Origin of the sequence: Slackia heliotrinireducens DSM 20476, assembly GCF_000023885.1 — a bacterium.
GTDB lineage: Bacteria > Actinomycetota > Coriobacteriia > Coriobacteriales > Eggerthellaceae > Slackia > Slackia heliotrinireducens.
In genome coordinates this window covers 238732-254797 of the sequence record NC_013165.1, presented here as the reverse complement: position 1 = coordinate 254797, position 16066 = coordinate 238732, and the positions used below count along the sequence as shown (strand labels likewise).

General features: G+C 62.7%; 12 protein-coding genes. 3 read left to right on the top strand and 9 right to left on the bottom strand.

What is annotated here, in order from left to right:
- The first annotated feature begins 77 nt into the window (after positions 1–77).
- Complete coding sequence (locus SHEL_RS01010) at positions 78–398, top strand: DUF167 domain-containing protein (protein WP_012797386.1); 321 nt, start codon at positions 78–80, stop codon at positions 396–398.
- Positions 399–468: 70 nt separating this feature from the next.
- On the opposite strand, the gene folP is transcribed toward SHEL_RS01010, so the two are convergent.
- The 5 genes from folP to SHEL_RS00985 all read right to left on the bottom strand — a co-directional run bounded on the left by folP (position 469) and on the right by SHEL_RS00985 (position 6116).
- Positions 469–1782 carry a dihydropteroate synthase gene (gene folP / locus SHEL_RS01005; RefSeq protein ID WP_012797385.1) on the bottom strand — a complete coding sequence of 438 codons (1314 nt, stop codon included), beginning with the start codon at positions 1780–1782 and terminating at the stop codon, positions 469–471.
- Positions 1783–1854: 72 nt separating this feature from the next.
- Positions 1855–4206 (bottom strand): ATP-dependent zinc metalloprotease FtsH, encoded by a 2352-nt coding sequence (ftsH, locus tag SHEL_RS01000; RefSeq protein ID WP_012797384.1) that lies wholly within the window; start codon positions 4204–4206, stop codon positions 1855–1857.
- Positions 4207–4209: 3 nt separating this feature from the next.
- Positions 4210–4809, bottom strand: coding sequence for a hypoxanthine phosphoribosyltransferase (hpt, locus tag SHEL_RS00995; protein ID WP_012797383.1), 600 nt, complete (start codon positions 4807–4809; stop codon positions 4210–4212).
- A gap of 100 nt (positions 4810–4909) precedes the next feature.
- Positions 4910–5437 carry a hypothetical protein gene (locus tag SHEL_RS14105; RefSeq protein ID WP_012797382.1) on the bottom strand — a complete coding sequence of 176 codons (528 nt, stop codon included), beginning with the start codon at positions 5435–5437 and terminating at the stop codon, positions 4910–4912.
- A 259-nt stretch (positions 5438–5696) separates the two neighbouring features.
- Positions 5697–6116, bottom strand: coding sequence for a TOBE domain-containing protein (locus tag SHEL_RS00985; protein WP_012797381.1), 420 nt, complete (start codon positions 6114–6116; stop codon positions 5697–5699).
- A 241-nt stretch (positions 6117–6357) separates the two neighbouring features.
- Here SHEL_RS00985 and SHEL_RS00980 point away from each other — a divergent pair, with 241 nt between their 5' ends.
- Complete coding sequence (locus SHEL_RS00980) at positions 6358–7305, top strand: helix-turn-helix transcriptional regulator (protein WP_012797380.1); 948 nt, start codon at positions 6358–6360, stop codon at positions 7303–7305.
- Positions 7306–7337: 32 nt separating this feature from the next.
- Here SHEL_RS00980 and ilvN read toward each other — a convergent pair whose 3' ends face one another.
- From ilvN to SHEL_RS00960, 4 genes are all read right to left on the bottom strand, one after another.
- Positions 7338–7823 (bottom strand): acetolactate synthase small subunit, encoded by a 486-nt coding sequence (gene ilvN / locus SHEL_RS00975; protein ID WP_012797379.1) that lies wholly within the window; start codon positions 7821–7823, stop codon positions 7338–7340.
- A gap of 3 nt (positions 7824–7826) precedes the next feature.
- On the bottom strand, positions 7827–9695 hold the full coding sequence (gene ilvB / locus SHEL_RS00970) for a biosynthetic-type acetolactate synthase large subunit (protein WP_012797378.1): 1869 nt from the start codon (positions 9693–9695) through the stop codon (positions 7827–7829).
- Between the two features lie 668 nt (positions 9696–10363).
- Positions 10364–11836, bottom strand: a complete 1473-nt coding sequence (locus tag SHEL_RS00965) for an LCP family protein (RefSeq protein WP_012797377.1) — start codon at positions 11834–11836, stop codon at positions 10364–10366.
- Between the two features lie 259 nt (positions 11837–12095).
- Positions 12096–13808, bottom strand: coding sequence for an LCP family protein (locus SHEL_RS00960; protein ID WP_012797376.1), 1713 nt, complete (start codon positions 13806–13808; stop codon positions 12096–12098).
- 284 nt (positions 13809–14092) lie between these two features.
- On the opposite strand from SHEL_RS00960, the gene SHEL_RS00955 reads away from it, so the two are divergent.
- Positions 14093–15808, top strand: a complete 1716-nt coding sequence (locus tag SHEL_RS00955; RefSeq protein WP_012797375.1) for a polysaccharide deacetylase family protein — start codon at positions 14093–14095, stop codon at positions 15806–15808.
- Positions 15809–16066: the final 258 nt, after the last annotated feature.

Below are 16066 nucleotides of genomic sequence, written 5' to 3'. Positions count from 1 at the left end.
TCCCTTCGGTTGAATTCGTTCTCGCCCGCATTGCAGGGCCGACCGACATAGTACCACGCGCGCGATTGGCAGACCCGATGATTTCTGATACCCTTGGGCCCATGAGCAGCGACGTTACACAGATTCCCATTCATGCCACGCCCAAGGCGCAACGCAATGCGGTCGCCGGCGTGAAGGCCGACGACACAGGTCGCCTGGAGGTGCAGGTCCGCGTGACCGTGGCCCCCGAAGGCGGCAAGGCCAACAAGGCCGTGTGCGAAACCCTGGCCAAAGCCATCGGCGTGTCCAAGAGCAAGGTGTCAATCGTCCGCGGCGAAACCTCGCGCCACAAGATGGCCCAGGTAGAAGCCCCGTCTGCCGACATCGAAGCCTGGATGGACGGTTTGCCGCGGCTCTAGACCGCGCATTCCAGACGTCGCGCCAGGCGAACCCGACCCCGCTCCGCCCGTCCGCAAGCGCGCCCGTCCGCTACCGCTCGATCTTGCGGGCCGCGCCGTAGGACACGTCGTCGAAGGTGACCGGCGTGCCGTCGGCCAGAATATGTCCGGGCAGAATCTCCAACAACGGCTTCACCACAAAGTCGCGCTCGCAGACGTGCGGGTGCGGCAGCATGAGTTCCTCCACATCGGACAGGTACATCTGGTAGTCCTCGATGTCCAGGTCAAGCGTACGCGGGCCGTTCTCGATGGTGCGCACGCGGCCCAGAGAGTTCTCGATGGCGTGCAGGTAGTTCAGCAGCTCCCGCGGCGGCACGCCGGTGCGAACCACCATGACGGCGTTCACGAAGGTGTCCTGGTCCTCGTAGTAGGCCGGCTCGCTTTCGTAGTAGCTGGAAATGTCGATGATCTGCGTGTCGGGAATGGTGCAGATGCCGGAAATTGCCTGCTGCAGGTTGGCGATTTTGCCCTCGGTCTCTTCTCCGGGGTTCGCCACCAGCGCCACGTTGGACCCCATGCCGATAACGGCGTAGGGGCGCAAGTCCTTCAAGCCCTCCAGTGTCTTCTCCACGTTGTGGGTGCGCACGACGGATGCGCCCAGCTCGCAGGCCAAAAGCGCCTCGGCGGCCGACGCCACGTCGCGGTCGGCGGGGTTCTCGATGCCGTACACGGCGCCGATGTAGCTCTTGCGGGACACGGCTACCATCGTGGGATAGCCCAGGCGGCGCAGCTCGTGGAAGTTGCGCATGAGCTCGACGGTTTGGCTGACGGTTTTCCCGAAGCCGGGGCCCGGGTCCAGGCAGATGCGGCCGTGGGCCACGCCCGCCGCCTCCAGCATGGCGGCCTGTTCTGCCAGGTACGCCTTTACCTCGGCAACCACGTCGTCGTAGTGCGGATTGTCCTGCATGGTGCCAGGCTCGCCCTGCATGTGCATGACCACCAGGCCGGCATCGCAGGATGCGGCCACTTCCACCATGGCCGGGTCGCGGAATCCCGAAACGTCGTTGATGATGGCGGCACCGGCCTGAACGCAAGCGCGGGCCACATCCGCATGGCGGGTGTCGATGCTTACGCAATACCCCAGGTCAACAAGGGCGCGTACCACATCGATCACGCGGGAGAGCTCCTCTTCCGGCGTCACCTCGGCCGATCCGGGCCGGGTGGATTCGCCGCCCACATCGATGATCGCAGCACCGGCCTCCACCATGGCGCGGGCATGCTCCACGGCCTCCGCATAGCCGTTGTGCTCGCCGCCGTCGGAGAACGAATCGGGGGTCACGTTCAGAATGCCCATGACAACGGGCTGGCGTGTGTCGAACTCGAAGTTACCGCAATGCCACATCATATCGGGTCCTTTCGTCATCTGCATACAGAACGCCCGCATCCGCTCAAACGGGTGCGGGCGCAGGGTTTCGTCTTACTGCTGGGGCGCAGCAGGAGGCTGGGGCGCCTCGGGGACCGCAGGCGCAACCGGCGCCGCGGGCGTTGCGACCTGGGCGACCGGCTCGGCTTCGACCTGGGGCTGTTCTGCCTGGTCAGCAGCCTTCGCAGCGGCTTCGGCCTGCTTCTTGGCCAGAAACTCGTCCCAGGTGTTGTTCAGCAGCGCCTGGCACTCTTCGCCGTCCACCGTCTCGCGCTCGAGCAGCACCTTCGCCATGGTGTGCATCTGCTCCTGGCGCGCGCTCAAAATCTCGTAGGCGGTGTCGTGGGCCTCCTTCATCAGGCGCGCCACCTCCTCGTCGATGCGCTGCGCGGTCTCAGGCGAGTAGTCCTGGGTGTTGCCGTAGTCGCGGCCCAGGAACACTTCGTGGTTGGGCTGGCCGAAGGTCTGCTGGCCCAGCGCCTCGGACATGCCGTAGCTCACGACCATCTTGCGGGCCGTCTTGGTTGCGCGCTCCAAGTCGTTGGACGCGCCGGTGGTGATGTCGCCGCAGAAGATTTCTTCGGCCACACGGCCGCCCATGAACACGGCAAGCTCATCAAGCATGGCAGAGCGGCTGACCAGGAACTTGTCCTCGTCGGGGATGCTCATGGTGTAACCCAGGGCCATGCCGCGCGGCACGATGGTGATCTTATGCACCGGGTCGGCGTTTTCCAGCATGTGGCCCACCAGGGCGTGGCCGGATTCGTGGTACGCGATGGTGCGGCGGGTCTTCTCGTTGAGTACGCGGGTCTTGCGCTCAGGGCCGGCCATCAGGCGCTCCATGGACTCGTTCACCTCGTCCATGCCGATCTTGTCCTTGTTGCGGCGGGCGGTCAGCAGCGCCGCCTCGTTCATCAGGTTCATCAGGTCGGCACCGGTCATGCCGCTGGTCAGCTTCGCGATGCGCTCCAAATCCACGTCCTCGCCGATGGGCTTGTTCTTGGCGTGGACTTCCAGAATCTTGACGCGGCCCTTCACGTCGGGGCCGTCCACCACGATCTGGCGGTCGAAACGACCGGGGCGCAGCAGCGCCGGGTCAAGAACGTCGACGCGGTTCGTGGCGGCGATAAGCACCACGGCATCGTTCTTCTCGAAACCGTCCATTTCCACCAGCAGCTGGTTCAGGGTCTGCTCGCGTTCGTCGTGACCGCCGCCCAAACCCGTGCCGCGCTGGCGACCCACGGCGTCGATCTCATCGATGAAGATGATGGACGGAGCGGCCTCTTTCGCCTGCTCGAACAGGTTGCGGACGCGGCTTGCACCCACACCGACGAACATCTCGACGAATTCAGAGCCGGAAATGCTGAAGAAAGGCACGTTCGCTTCGCCGGCCACAGCGCGGGCCAGCAGCGTTTTACCGGTACCCGGAGGGCCCACCAAAAGGCAGCCGCGAGGGATTTTCGCGCCCAACTTCTGGTATTTGCCGGGGTTGACCAGGAAGTCTTTGATCTCCTGCAGCTCCTCGACGGCCTCGTCCTCGCCGGCCACGTCGGAGAAACGCACGTCGGGGCGCTCTTCGGTGGTCTTTTTGGCCTTAGCCTTGCCGAAGGACATCTGCGAGTTGTTGGCCTTGCTCATCTGGCTGAAGAAGTAGATCAGCAGACCGGCGAACAGCAGCATGGGCAGCACGCTGATCAGGATTTCCGTCACGTTGGACGGCAGCGTGACCTGGTATTCCACTTCGGGGTGCGCCGACAGGAGCTCCATCAGGGAGTCTTGGCCCACATACGTGGCAGTGTAGTTGCGCTCCGTGCCCAGAGTCTTCTCCTCCAGGCTGGTGGTTTCGATGCCGACCGAGCTGGGGTTGCTGGGTTCCAGGATGGTGCCCAGCTTCACATCCACCGACTCGATGGCGGAATTGTACGACTCGGCGATGGTGGAGCCCGCCGTTGCGGCCGGGTAGTATTTGCCTGTCACGGTGTATTCGCCGGCGTTGTAGACCACGTTCTCGACGCGACCCTGCTCGACCGCCTGCACGAATTCGGATGTGGTCAGGTCGTCCGTCTCTTCGCCATGCACCATGTTCATCATCTGGCTGCCGATGAAAAAGGCCACCAGGAAGATGATGATGATCGTGATGATGCTGGCGCGCTGGGGCGGCCTGGTGTTCAGGCGGCTGGCGAAGTCTTCCTCCTTGTCGGAGAATTCCGACAGCCACGTGGGACGTTCAGACTTGCGGTCGTCGTCACCGGGACGCTTCGGCGCACCGTCGGCTTGATTGTGGCGCTCCGGACGTTCGGGCATCTGCGGTTTGCCCGTAGGCATGGGCGGCATCGGGTTCTGACCGGTGCCGTCCTGCTGATTATTCGGGTTGTTCTGCTCGTTCGTATTGGGGGTTTCGCTCATTAGCTATTTTCCTTGATAGACTTCAGGCTTCAAAACGCCTATGTAGGGCAGGTTGCGGTAGTTTTCCGCATAGTCCAGGCCGTAGCCCACGATGAACTCGTTGGGGCATTCGAACCCGGTGTAGGCCAGCTCGATGTCGGCCTGCTTGGGGTTCTCCTTGCGAATCATGGCCGCCACCTTGACGGACGCGGGGTTGCGCGACTCGATGATGCGAATCAGGCTCTTCAGGGTGAGACCCGAATCCAGCACGTCCTCGGCGATGATGACATGGCGGCCTTCGACGCTGGACGTGATGTCCTTGAGGATGCGGACGACGCCCGAGCTGGTGGTTCCGGCGCCATAGGAGGACACGACCATGTATTCGGTCTCCAGAGGCAGGTCGATGGCGCGAACCAGGTCGGTCATGAAGATGGCTGCACCACGCAGCACGCTGAGGACCAGTACCGACGGCAATCCGTCGGGGGTCTTATCGTACGCTACCTGAGCATAATCCTCCGTGATGCGGGCACCCATTTCTTTAACGCAGGTCTGGATGTCATCCTCAGAGAACAGGATGCGTTCGACGTCGTTGTCGCCGTAATGGGATTTGGTGGATTCGCTCATGGTGCGCCTCTCTTCGTGTCGTGCTACAAAGCCGTAGTGTATCACCTATGCGCACGACTCCGCGCGAGCTGGGCATTCGCTACTTGTAAAAACACGATTATCAGTAGTAATACCCGTATCCGTACCCCGCCATGCTCGCGGTGCATGCCGTAACGGCGAACGCCATGAAGAATACGAGGGAAAGCGCGAGGGCCGCCAAGAATCCGAACAGCGCGAACTTGACCGCAGCGTCTTTGGCCTCGGGGAAGTTGTGCGCGTTGGTGAGCCAGGCGAGAAGGATGCCCACCAGGCCCATGATGAAGCCGACAGCGAACCATCCGGCCTTCATGCCGCCGGTCAGGTAGAGAAGCGGCAGACCCGGCTTATTCTCGAGAGCGGACTGGCTCTGGACCTGTGGTTGAGGCTGGGCATAGGCCGCCTGAGGCTGCGGTATATAGCCTGGCTGGGGCTGCTGATCGAACGCAACCTGGGGTTGAGGCTGGGGATCGAACGCGGCCTGGACCTGGGGCTGCGGGTCGAAACCGACCTGCGGCTGAGGCTGTTCCGTCGGAGGGGCGGGCGGCGCCGGCGGCACAATCTGCGGCTGCGGTTGCGGCTGCTGCGCCATGTTCTGATTCATATCCGTCATGGGCGATACCTCGTTTCGTGGGGGTGTCGGTGCGGTCATCTCTTGATTTATGAGGGAATTATACGGGTAGCCTGCGCCCCTGGCTCCACGGTCATGCGTCCGCCACCCAATTGTTAATCTCGGGAGAGCATTTCACCACATAACCAGCACGTGTGCCATTTACCCGAACCTCTATCGCCACATCCAAATGCCGCATCGGGCAGAAACGAAAAGGCGCGCCCCGAAGGACGCGCCCGGACGATCGGTATGTCGATTGAGGTTACTCGACACCCACGATGACGTCGGTGGCCTTGACGATGGCAACGGCCTTGGCGCCTTCGGCCAGGCCCAGGTCTTCGATGGCTTCGTTGGTGATGGAGCCGGAAACACGGTTGCCGTCAGCGAGCTCGAGCACCACGTGGCCGTTCACGGCACCCTCGGTCACCTTCACAACGGTACCCTCGAGCTGGTTGCGGGCGGAAATGCCCTCCACTTTGCCGGTAGCGAACATGACGCTGGTGGCCTTGACGATGGCGAAGGCTTCGACACCCTCGGCCAGGCCGAGTTCCTTGATGGATTCCATGGTGATGGAGGCCTTCAGCGTCTGGCCGCCCACCTCGATGGCGACGACGCCGTTGACGGCGCCTTCCTTGACAGAGACGACAGTGCCCTTGAGCTGGTTGCGTGCGGAGATCTTCATGGTGCATTTCCTTTCGGTCGTTCGGTTCTTGGTTCGGCGGCCACCAATCGGTCCGCCCTGTTGACAGAACCCAGTATGCCCTTCCTACCATCGGATAACGTTTTCCAGGGTTTGTTTTCACAACTGGCATCCCGCTTCGTTACGGTCCGTCACGGTGCGTCAAAGCATGCTGAAAGTTTGTCAATTCGGAGCTTTCATTATACAATTATTCTCAAAAATTTACCATTTTTTAAGGGGAACAATGCTCCACGAACAGCAACTGAACGCCACCGACGTCGCCGGGATCCTTCACGTGGGAAAGAACAAAGTGTACGAGATGGCAGCCAGCGGCGAGCTGGGGTCGTACCGAATCGGACGCAAGCTGCGCTTCACCATGCACGATGTGGAGCAGTACCTGACCGCGCAGCACACCGGCGGCGCGACCGCCGCCCAGGCAGAATCCGAAGACGACCACGGCCCCGCGTACCTTTCCGCCATTACCCACGACAACGCAAGCGTCGTGCTTGCCGGCACCGATGCCGTGTGCGACGCGCTTTCAAGCTCGCTGGCCGAAGCGGGCCTACCCGCGGCCCGGCGCCACATCAACGGATTTGCCGCCCTGGTGGGCATGTACCTCGGCCAGGTCGATGTGGCCGTCGTGGACCTGTACGACGCGAAAACCAACAGCTACAACATCCCGTACGCCCAGCGTGTCGCGCCTGGCACGCCTGTGGTGCTGATCAGCCTGGCCGACCGGCAGCGCGGGTTCATAGTGGCCGAAGGCAACCCGAAACGCCTCACCACCTGGGGCGGCCTGCTTAAGGACGGCGTGCGTCTGGCCCAACGTGAACTGGGCACCGGCGGACGTGTGCTGCTGGACGAAAAGCTCATGGCAATCGAGGCCAGGCCCTCTAACATCGCGGGCTACAACGGCCCGGCCACCAACGGTCTCGAAGCGGCGAAACGCGTGGCCAGTGGTGAATCGGACGTCACCATCGGCACCGCCCGCGAGGCAGCGATGGTCGAAGGCCTGCAGTTCGTCCCCATGCAAACCGAACATCTGGACATCGTGGTGCGCAAGTCCCCCGAAAACCGCGGGCTGTTGCGCCAGGTGAAACGGATCGCCGCGTCGGAGAGCTTCCGCCATGCGCTGGAATCGATGCCCGGGCTGAGCTGCGGTCGTCTGGGCGCTGTGCGCTACGAGAGCTAGCCCGTCCGCCCGAAGCGAACCGTCCGACCAGGTTAGCTTTCGCGAGGGTCGCGGGGCATGACCACCTTACCTGTGCGGGTCAGCTGCTTGATGCCGTAACCGCGCAGCAAATCCTCGATGGCCGACAGCTTGTCCTCGTCGCCTGTCGCCTCGATGGTCATGGACGACCTGCTCACGTCGACGATCTTCGCACGGAACACGTTCGCGATCTCGATGATTTCGCCACGCTTCTCGGCGGGCACCGTCACCTTGAACAGCGCCAGCTCGCGCTCGATGGACGCCTTGTTGGTCAGGTTGCTGATCTTATACACGCTGACCAGCTTGTGCAGCTGCTTGACGATCTGCTCGCAAGCCACCTCGTCGCAGTTCAGAATGATGGTCATGCGTGACACCGTGGGGTCCTCGGTGGGCGCCACGGTCAGCGACTGGATGTTGAAGCCACGCCGCGTGATGAGCCCCACGACACGGGACAGCACGCCGGCCTTGTTCTCGACAAGTACGGAAAGAATGTGGTCCATGGCTTAAGCCTCCATCTCGTCATCGGAGCCGATGGGCGGATTGACGTCGTCATACCTGATGCGCGTGCCGCCCGCGTCCATGTCGATGGCGCCGAACTGCTTGCTCATGGGAGCGCCGGCAGGCACCATGGGATACACGTTCATATCGGCGCGAATGTCCACGTCAAGCAGGTACGGACCCTCGGCGGCCAGCATGCGGTCGTACGCCGCGGACAGCTCATCGGGGTCGACGATGCGCTCGCCCTGCCAACCGTAGGCTTCGGCCAGCTTCACGAAATCGGGAACGGGGTCCAGCACCGTGGCTGAATAGCGCCCGTTGTAGAACAGCTTCTGCCACTGGTGCACCATACCCAGCGCGCGGTTGTCCAAAATAACCACCTTGACCGGCGCGTTGTTGATGGTGGCCGTGGCCATCTCCTGAATGCACATCTGGAATGATCCGTCGCCGGTCACCAGCACCACCTGCTGGTCGGGATTGACGATCTGCGCGCCGATGGCCGCGGGCAGGCCGTAGCCCATGGTGCCCAGGCCGCCCGACGTGAGGAAGGTGCCGGGGTTGTTACGCTTGATGAACTGGAAGGCCCACATCTGATGCTGCCCCACGTCCGTGACGACGATGGAGTTGTCGCGGTCCAGCTTGCCGGACAGCATGAGCAGCGACGCCTCGGGCACGATGCGGCCCTGGCCCTCCTTGGCGGCAAGTTCGCGGTCGTACAGCGGCCAGCGTTCACGCCACTCGAAACACTGTTGGGCGAAGGCTTCGCCAACAGGGCCCACGTTCTGCTTTTCAGCCTGTCCAGCAAGGGTGGCAAGCACGATCTGCGCGTCGCCCACGATGGGGATCTCCGCGGCGCGTACCTTGCCGATTTCGGCCGGATCGATATCGATATGAATGACCTTGGCCCCCTGGTTGAAGGTGTCGATACGTCCGGTCACCCGCTCCGAGAAGCGTGCGCCCACGGCAATCAGCAGGTCGCAATCGTTCATGGCCTTGTTGGCGTAACGGGAGCCGTGCATGCCCACCGCACCCAGGTTGAGCTCGTCATCGGGATCCATGACGCCCACGGCCATAAGCGTGGTGACCACGGGGATGCGCAGCATGTGCGCCAGATCGGCCAGTTCCTTCTCGGCGAAGGACAGCGCCACGCCGCCGCCCACGTACAGCAGCGGTCGCTTCGCTTCCTTAAGGGCGGAAACCGTCTGCTTGATCTGGCGAGCGTTGCCTTTGTAGGTGGGTTTGTAGCTGGGCAGGTTCACATCGTCGGGATAATGAAACACCATCTCGGCGGTGGAGATATCGGAAGGCACGTCGATAAGCACCGGGCCCGGACGGCCCGTCGATGCGATGTAGAAGGCCTCGCGGAACGTTTTCGTCAAGTCGTCGGTGCTGGTCAGAAGGTAGCTGTGCTTCACGATGGGCATGGTGATGCCAACGGTGTCGGCCTCTTGGAAGGCGTCGGTGCCGATGACGGGGCGCTTCACCTGACCGGTGATGACGATGAGCGGGATGGAATCCAGAAACGCCGTGGCGATGGCGGTCACCACGTTGGTGGCGCCAGGACCGCTGGTCACCAGGCACACGCCGGGACGCCCCGTGGAGCGCGCGTATCCGTCGGCCATGTGGCAGGCACCCTGCTCATGGCGGGCCAGCACGTGTTTGATTTTGGAATCGTACAGCGCGTCGTAGATGTCGATGACCGTGCCTCCAGGGTACCCGAAGATGGTCTCCACGCCTTCCGCCTCAAGCGACGCGACCACGGCCTGGGCGCCGTTCATGCGCTGCCCCTCGTGCTCGGTGGCGCTGCCCGGACCGAACGGCTTGCCGGCAATGGCCAGGCTCTTGCGCTCGAGGTCTTCTTGCAAGTTCATCATGGCAGACTGACTCCCCTATCCGTACCGACGGCGATCCGCATGCGGATGCGGCAAGGGGAAGTGGAGAATGCGCCGGTTCGCCTGCGACGTCGAAGCTGCATCCGCACTGCCCTGCCTTTCCTCATGTGGCTGTTCCACACCCAATAAATGCAGAAGACAGTGCTCCTCATGCAGCCGTCACGGTGGCTTCCGGCCCAGCGTACAGGACATTCGGGCTTCGGTGGTGTGCCGGGTGGCCGAGCGTCGTTCAGCTGCGCTGCTCAAGGGAATGTTCGGGGCCGTCCAACGCAGGCTCGCAGCACCGCCTGCTTTCTGAAGATGGGTTCGTCCCTACTCGCCCTGTCATCGCATTTGTCGAGTACCCGCATTATAGAACGCCCCGCCGCAGTTGCAAGGGTGCGTTTCCGCAGGTTGACGAAATATCGCGTTGTCGTGTCCTGGCTGCTGGGCCCAGGCGCATGCATCCCGTGCTCAGGCAGTCCTGCTTTGGCGGAATGTCCATCGGACATTCCGCGTCGTGCGGAACTGCGCGCGGGATGCATGCGCCTGGGCTGGTGGCGGGAACTGGCGAGCGGGGTCGTCAAGCGCAACCGGGGCTTCCACGCCCCAGATGCGAAAAGCGGCCGCCCAGAAGGACGGCCGCGGGGAGATGCGTGTTCCCTACGTCGCTAGAAGTCGGCGCCGACCACGACCAGCACGTCGCCGGTGAAAGCGTAGGTCCCGTCGTTTTCGAAGACGTAGCCCACACCCAGCGCGCCTTGGGCCTTTTCGGCCTCGTCGCGGAAGCTGGGGTCGTTGTACACCACCACGGTCTGGCCGTACTCGTAGGAATTGGCCGACCCCGTCGAAACCACAGTCATGCCGTTGTTCATCAGGATGCTGGACGCGCGGGCCGCCGAGCCGTCCACGCCGTTACCGTTGAGCACCACCACATCCGCGACGACGGTCTGGGCCATGTCGTCGCCGAGCACCGTTTCGGCAATGTAATCGGAGTCCACGGTGCCGTCGATGATGCCGCCGTTGTTGGAAGATGTGGCGTCGTCACCCGTAGGAGACAGGCCCGCGTCGACGCGCTGCATCATGACGGTCCAGGCCTGGTTGTTGCTGTACTCGTACCACACGTCGTTCTCGTAGGCGCTGGTAGTCGGGTTGGAGCAGCTGTAGATGGAGTCGGTGTCCATCCCCCGCATGGCCATGGCCACGCTGGCAATCTCGGCCACGCTCATGTCGGTGGTCACGTATTCGCTCATGTCGGTAATCAGATTGAGCATGGTGCCGGTGTCAGCCGCCAGCACCTTCTCGGCCAAAGCGCCGATGACCATGCGCTGGTTGGCCGCGCGGTACATGTCGCCGTCGCCGTATTCGTCGTAGGCATGGCGCGCACGGCACAGGATCAGGGCCTCTTCGCCACTGAGGGTCTGCTCGCCGGCCGCAACGTATCCGCCCGCATCATCGTCATCGATGGTGATGGGCACGTCCACGTCCACACCGCCAACGGCGTCCACGGCCGCTTCGAACCCGTCGAAGTCCACTTCGACGTAATGGCTGATGGGAACGCCAGCGAATTCGGAAACAGTCTTGACGGTCAAAGCCGGGCCACCGAACGCATGGGCCGCATTAATCTTGTTGGGACCGTATCCCTCGATATCCACATAGGTGTCGCGCACGATGGAAATCAGCGTGGCCTGCTTTTCCGTCGGATCGATGCGGGCCAGAATGATGGTGTCCGAGCGGAACACGTCGCCGAACTCGGCGGACCCGTCGCGCGATTCGGACCTGTCCACACCCAGCAGCAGCACGTAGAAGGGGTCGGTAGGCGTTTCCACCTCGTCCAGGGCAGCTGCCAAATCCTCGTCAACCTCCTGGTGGAGGTTGCTGTTGATCATGAAATAGTACGCGCCGAACGCGGCAGCCCCCGCGAACAGGACCACCAGCAAGCTGACCAAAACGGTGGTGAGAACGCGCTTGCCGCGGCGCTTCTTCTCCATCTGCTTGCCGTATTCCGCCTGTTGGGTGCGGCGCGAATAGCGGTCGGCCGCGCCCTGGGCGGAAGTTCCGTAATTCGAGCTGCTGTAAGGCGTGTTGGATTGGCGCGAATAAGCGCTATATGAGTCTGAACCGCTACGTCGGCGATTTCCCATAACCTGTCTCCTTATCGGCGCCGTTGACGCCGAGGCCTTCGATTCCGTTTCGTCGGACGCGCGCACGAGACCTCGTTTCTGTGCGCCTGGAGCGTAGATGATACGCCATTTTATGCTCCTGAACAGCCGCGCACACAAAATGTTCCCTTTTGCGCCACATGTCCCGTGATGTTGGACCAGACATAAGAAGCTCAGGTCATATTGTTTTATAAAGAGAAAGCGCCGGCCCGGAACATGCCGGACCGGCGCTTTGTTCTGACTATTGGCCGCCTTCGGTCAGTGCTTCTCCACCACCGGTGTCGCCGCCGTCTTCCACGGGCACATCCCCGCCGCCGGTACCGCCCGTGCCGCCCGAATCGACCGGGCCCGGATCAACGTACTCGCCGCCGCCGGTATCAACCTCAGCCGGGGGCTCTTCGGGCGTCTCGTAGTAGCTGGGGTCTTCGTAATAGGCGTTCGGATCCTCATAATAGGTGTTGGGGTCCTCGTAGTAGGTGTTGGGATCCTCGTAGTAGTAGCCGCTGTCGGTTCCGCTGTAGTAGCTGCTGTCGTAGGTCTGCTCGGTTTCCGGAGTCGGCGTCGTGGTGGTGGTCTGCGCCCCGGAGGTATCCACAGCCATGTTCGGGTCTTTGCCCAGGTAGGCCTTGTTCTGGTCGATAACACCGCCCTCGTTGAGATTCTGGGCGTCGTCCTCGTAGGGCGGCAGGCCGGCATCCACGCGGGCCATCATCTTCTGCCATTCCTCAACGTTAAGATACTCGTACCACGTGCCGTTGATGTACGCGCTGGTGGTGGGTGTCATGGCCGAATAGATGTCAGTGGACGTGTCCATGCCCTTAAACATGGCCGCAAGGTCCAAAACGTCCTGGACCGAAAGGTCAGTGGTGATGTACTTAGACATGGCGTTGACCACTTCCGCCTGCGTGACGGCGTCGGATGCCAGAACTTTCTTAACCATGGCGCCGAGCACCAGGCGCTGGTTGGCCATGCGGTAGTAGTCGCCCGAACCGTACGCGTCGTACGCGTGGCGCGAGCGGCACAGGATCAGGGCCTGCTCGCCGTTAAGCGTTTGAAGGCCTGCACTCAGTTGGCCGCCGGCACGGTCGTCGTCGATGTCGATGGGCACGTCCACTTCCACACCGCCCAGGGCATCGATGGCCGATTCAAAACCGTCGAAGTCGACCTGCGCGTAGTGGCTGATGGGCACGCCGGCCAGTTCCTGAACCGTGGAGATGACCAGCGGCGCGCCTCCGTACGCGGCGGACGCGTTGAGCTTGTTGGGGCCGTACCCCTCGATGTTCACGTATGTGTCACGCTCGAGCGAAATGAGGGTGACCTTCTTCTGGACAGGATCGATGCGCGCGAGAATCATGGAGTCGGAGCGGAAGGTATCGCCGTAGGTCTCCTTGCGGGCCTCAGACCCGTCCGTACCCACGATGAGCATGTAGAACGGATCGCCGGGCGCGATCTGGTTCTCGCCCAAGATGTCCAGGGTGGACTGGTCGATGCCTTCGCTCAGGTTCTTGTCGATGTTGCTGGCGTACATGTAGGCGAATGCCGCCAGGCCGCCGCCGATGAGGGCCAACACCAGCACCGCAGCGCCGAGAATCTTCAGCGCCAAGGGGGCCTTCTTCTTGGTCTTGTACGCGCTGGCGACGTACGGGTTGCTGCTCTGAGCGACTTGCGCGGCCTTTTTGGAAGCGTTGCGCTCCTTGCGCTTGCTGCCCGTCTTGCTGTAGGCCACAGGGCTGACCGAACCCGCAACCGCCGGCTGGTCGAACACCATGGTGGGCTGGGCAGCCTGGGGCATGGGCCGCTGCTGCGCGTTTTGCTGCGCCGCAACGTTTCGACCTACCGCCTGCGTAGTCGCCGCGGAGTTTCTGATGTTGTTCATCTGCTGTTGAGAGACACGCTTGAAGCCCTGGGTGGTTGAGGACGTGGTGCGACGTCGCTGCGGTTGCTTATTTGCCATGCGGTAGCTTCCCTAAATGATCGATGTTTGTCCTTGTGGTGGGCAATTCGACCTTAGATGGTAGCACAGCGGGAATGTTTGGCAGGACCGCACGGGCACGACGCAACGGGATACCCACATTAGACGCCTGGTCCTGGACGTGGATGGCCGAAATCGGCCGCTTCAAATTCAACGTTTCTCAACAATGGCCGAGCCGAGCGGCTTTCGGGTACCAAAAACCAGCTAGACGCGCTAAACTGTCTTGAACAGGAAAACTCAGCATAAACGCACCAGGAAGCATCATCGTGAGCGAATACAATTCCAACTTCGGCGAAAACGGATTCCAGCGCGACTGGGATGCCGACTTCCGCACCTCGCAACGTCGCAGCGTCGACCCGTCCCGTCGGGCCCGGCCTTCCGGCTCCAGCGCGGGTTCCGACTCGCGGACGCGTTCCCAAGGCGCACGGCGCGCTGCCGGCCCTAGCGATTCCGCACGCTCGGGCGCAGGCCACAGCACCGCCGGCCGCACCGGCAACCGCATAACCTACGACGGACGCACCGGCGCCCAGCGCATGGTTTCCGAACGTGAGGAACACGCTGCCCGCAACACCCGCAACACCCGGGGCACCGCGGCCGATCGCACGTCGGGCCGCAACTCGCAGCGCCCTTCGGCCCGAGGCTCGAAACGCGCAACGGCCCAGCCGGCCCGTACCCGACGCGCCGCCAACGGCAGCCACGCCTCCCGCGACGGCCACGTAGCCAACGGCAACCGCAGCGGACGCTCCGGCGCCCACAACGTCGCAACGAAGGACGCCCAGCGCGACAATTTCGGCTACAAGAAGGCCCAGAAGAACCTGCGGGCGGAATATCGCTCCCGGCGCAACCTGAAGCAGGGTTTCATCGGCATCGGCGTTATCGCCCTGGTCGTGTTCCTCATCGGCTTCTGGTGGGTCAACCGCCCGATCACCGTCACCGTGAACGACACGACGGTCCAGCTCAAGAGCGAGAAAATCGCCGATACCGCCGTGGCCGCCAGCGGATTGAACCTGACGCCGGGCAATCTGATCGACGTCGAGGGCGAGATTCTTGAGGAAGGCGGCGGCACGCCGTACACGCTGACCATCAACGGCGACCCCGTCGACGACGGCGAGACGAAGCTGCACAACGGCGACGAGCTCATCGTGGACGACGGCACCGACGTCGAGGAAGAATCCACCGTCGACAACAACCACGCCATCCCCTTCGACTCCGTCGAGGAGGGCGACGGCCCCATCTACATCGTGAGCCAGCAGGGCAAGAAGGGCGTCGCCGTGGTGAAGACCGGCAACGTGTCAGGCAAAAGCGTCGTGCTTGAGGTGACCAAAGAGCCGCAAAACCGCGTCTATCTGCGGTACTATCCCGACGTCGGCTCCGACAAGGTCATCTGTCTGACCTTCGACGACGGCCCTTACACGGAGCAGACCGGCGAGGTTCTGGACATTCTGAAGGCAAACGACGCCAAGGCCACCTTCTTCGTCATCGGCGAGCAGCTGACCGGAGAAGCAGGCGACATGGCCCTGCGCGCCCACAACGAAGGCCACGAGCTGGCCACCCACACCTGGGACCATGCTGCTGGCAGCGGCAATGGCGTTGACCTGGGCCTCATGTCCGAAGAGGAGCAGCGTGACGAGATTCAGAAGGGCATGCAGGCCATCAACGATTTGGTGGGCGAAAACCAGCTGCCCGTCATGCGCGCTCCCGGCGGCAACTTCGAGCTGCCCGTCTGGCAGAACGTCGACGACCTGGTTGTGGCCCAGATCACCTGGACCATCGACACCGCCGACTGGTCCCTGCCCGGCTCCGGTTACATTGCAAGCCAGATTGAAAGCGCAGGCCCGGGCGACATCATCCTGATGCACGACGGCGGCGGCGACCGCTCACAGACCATCGCCGCGCTCGAGGAGGCCCTGCCCCACCTGAAGGAGCAAGGCTACCAGTTCATCACCTGCGAGGAGATGCTCGAGTACCCGCCCCTCACCTAAGAGCGCAGCCACACAGCTTTCGCAAGAGACGCCGACCCAGGTCAGCGTCTCTTTCTTTGCGCCCGGCTCTCATCCAGGCGAGTCGGCGGCTTTTCGGGGGCCTCTTGAACGCGGCCTTTGAGCTGGCTCCAAGTCGTGCACTAGTTGGCTTTCTTGGCGGAAAAGGGGCATTTCGGCGCGAGGAGCAGCCCGAAGGCGCCTGCGAGCGAGCTCCGCACGAGCCGAAGGCGACGGAAGCCCTGTCGAGCAGGGTCGGCG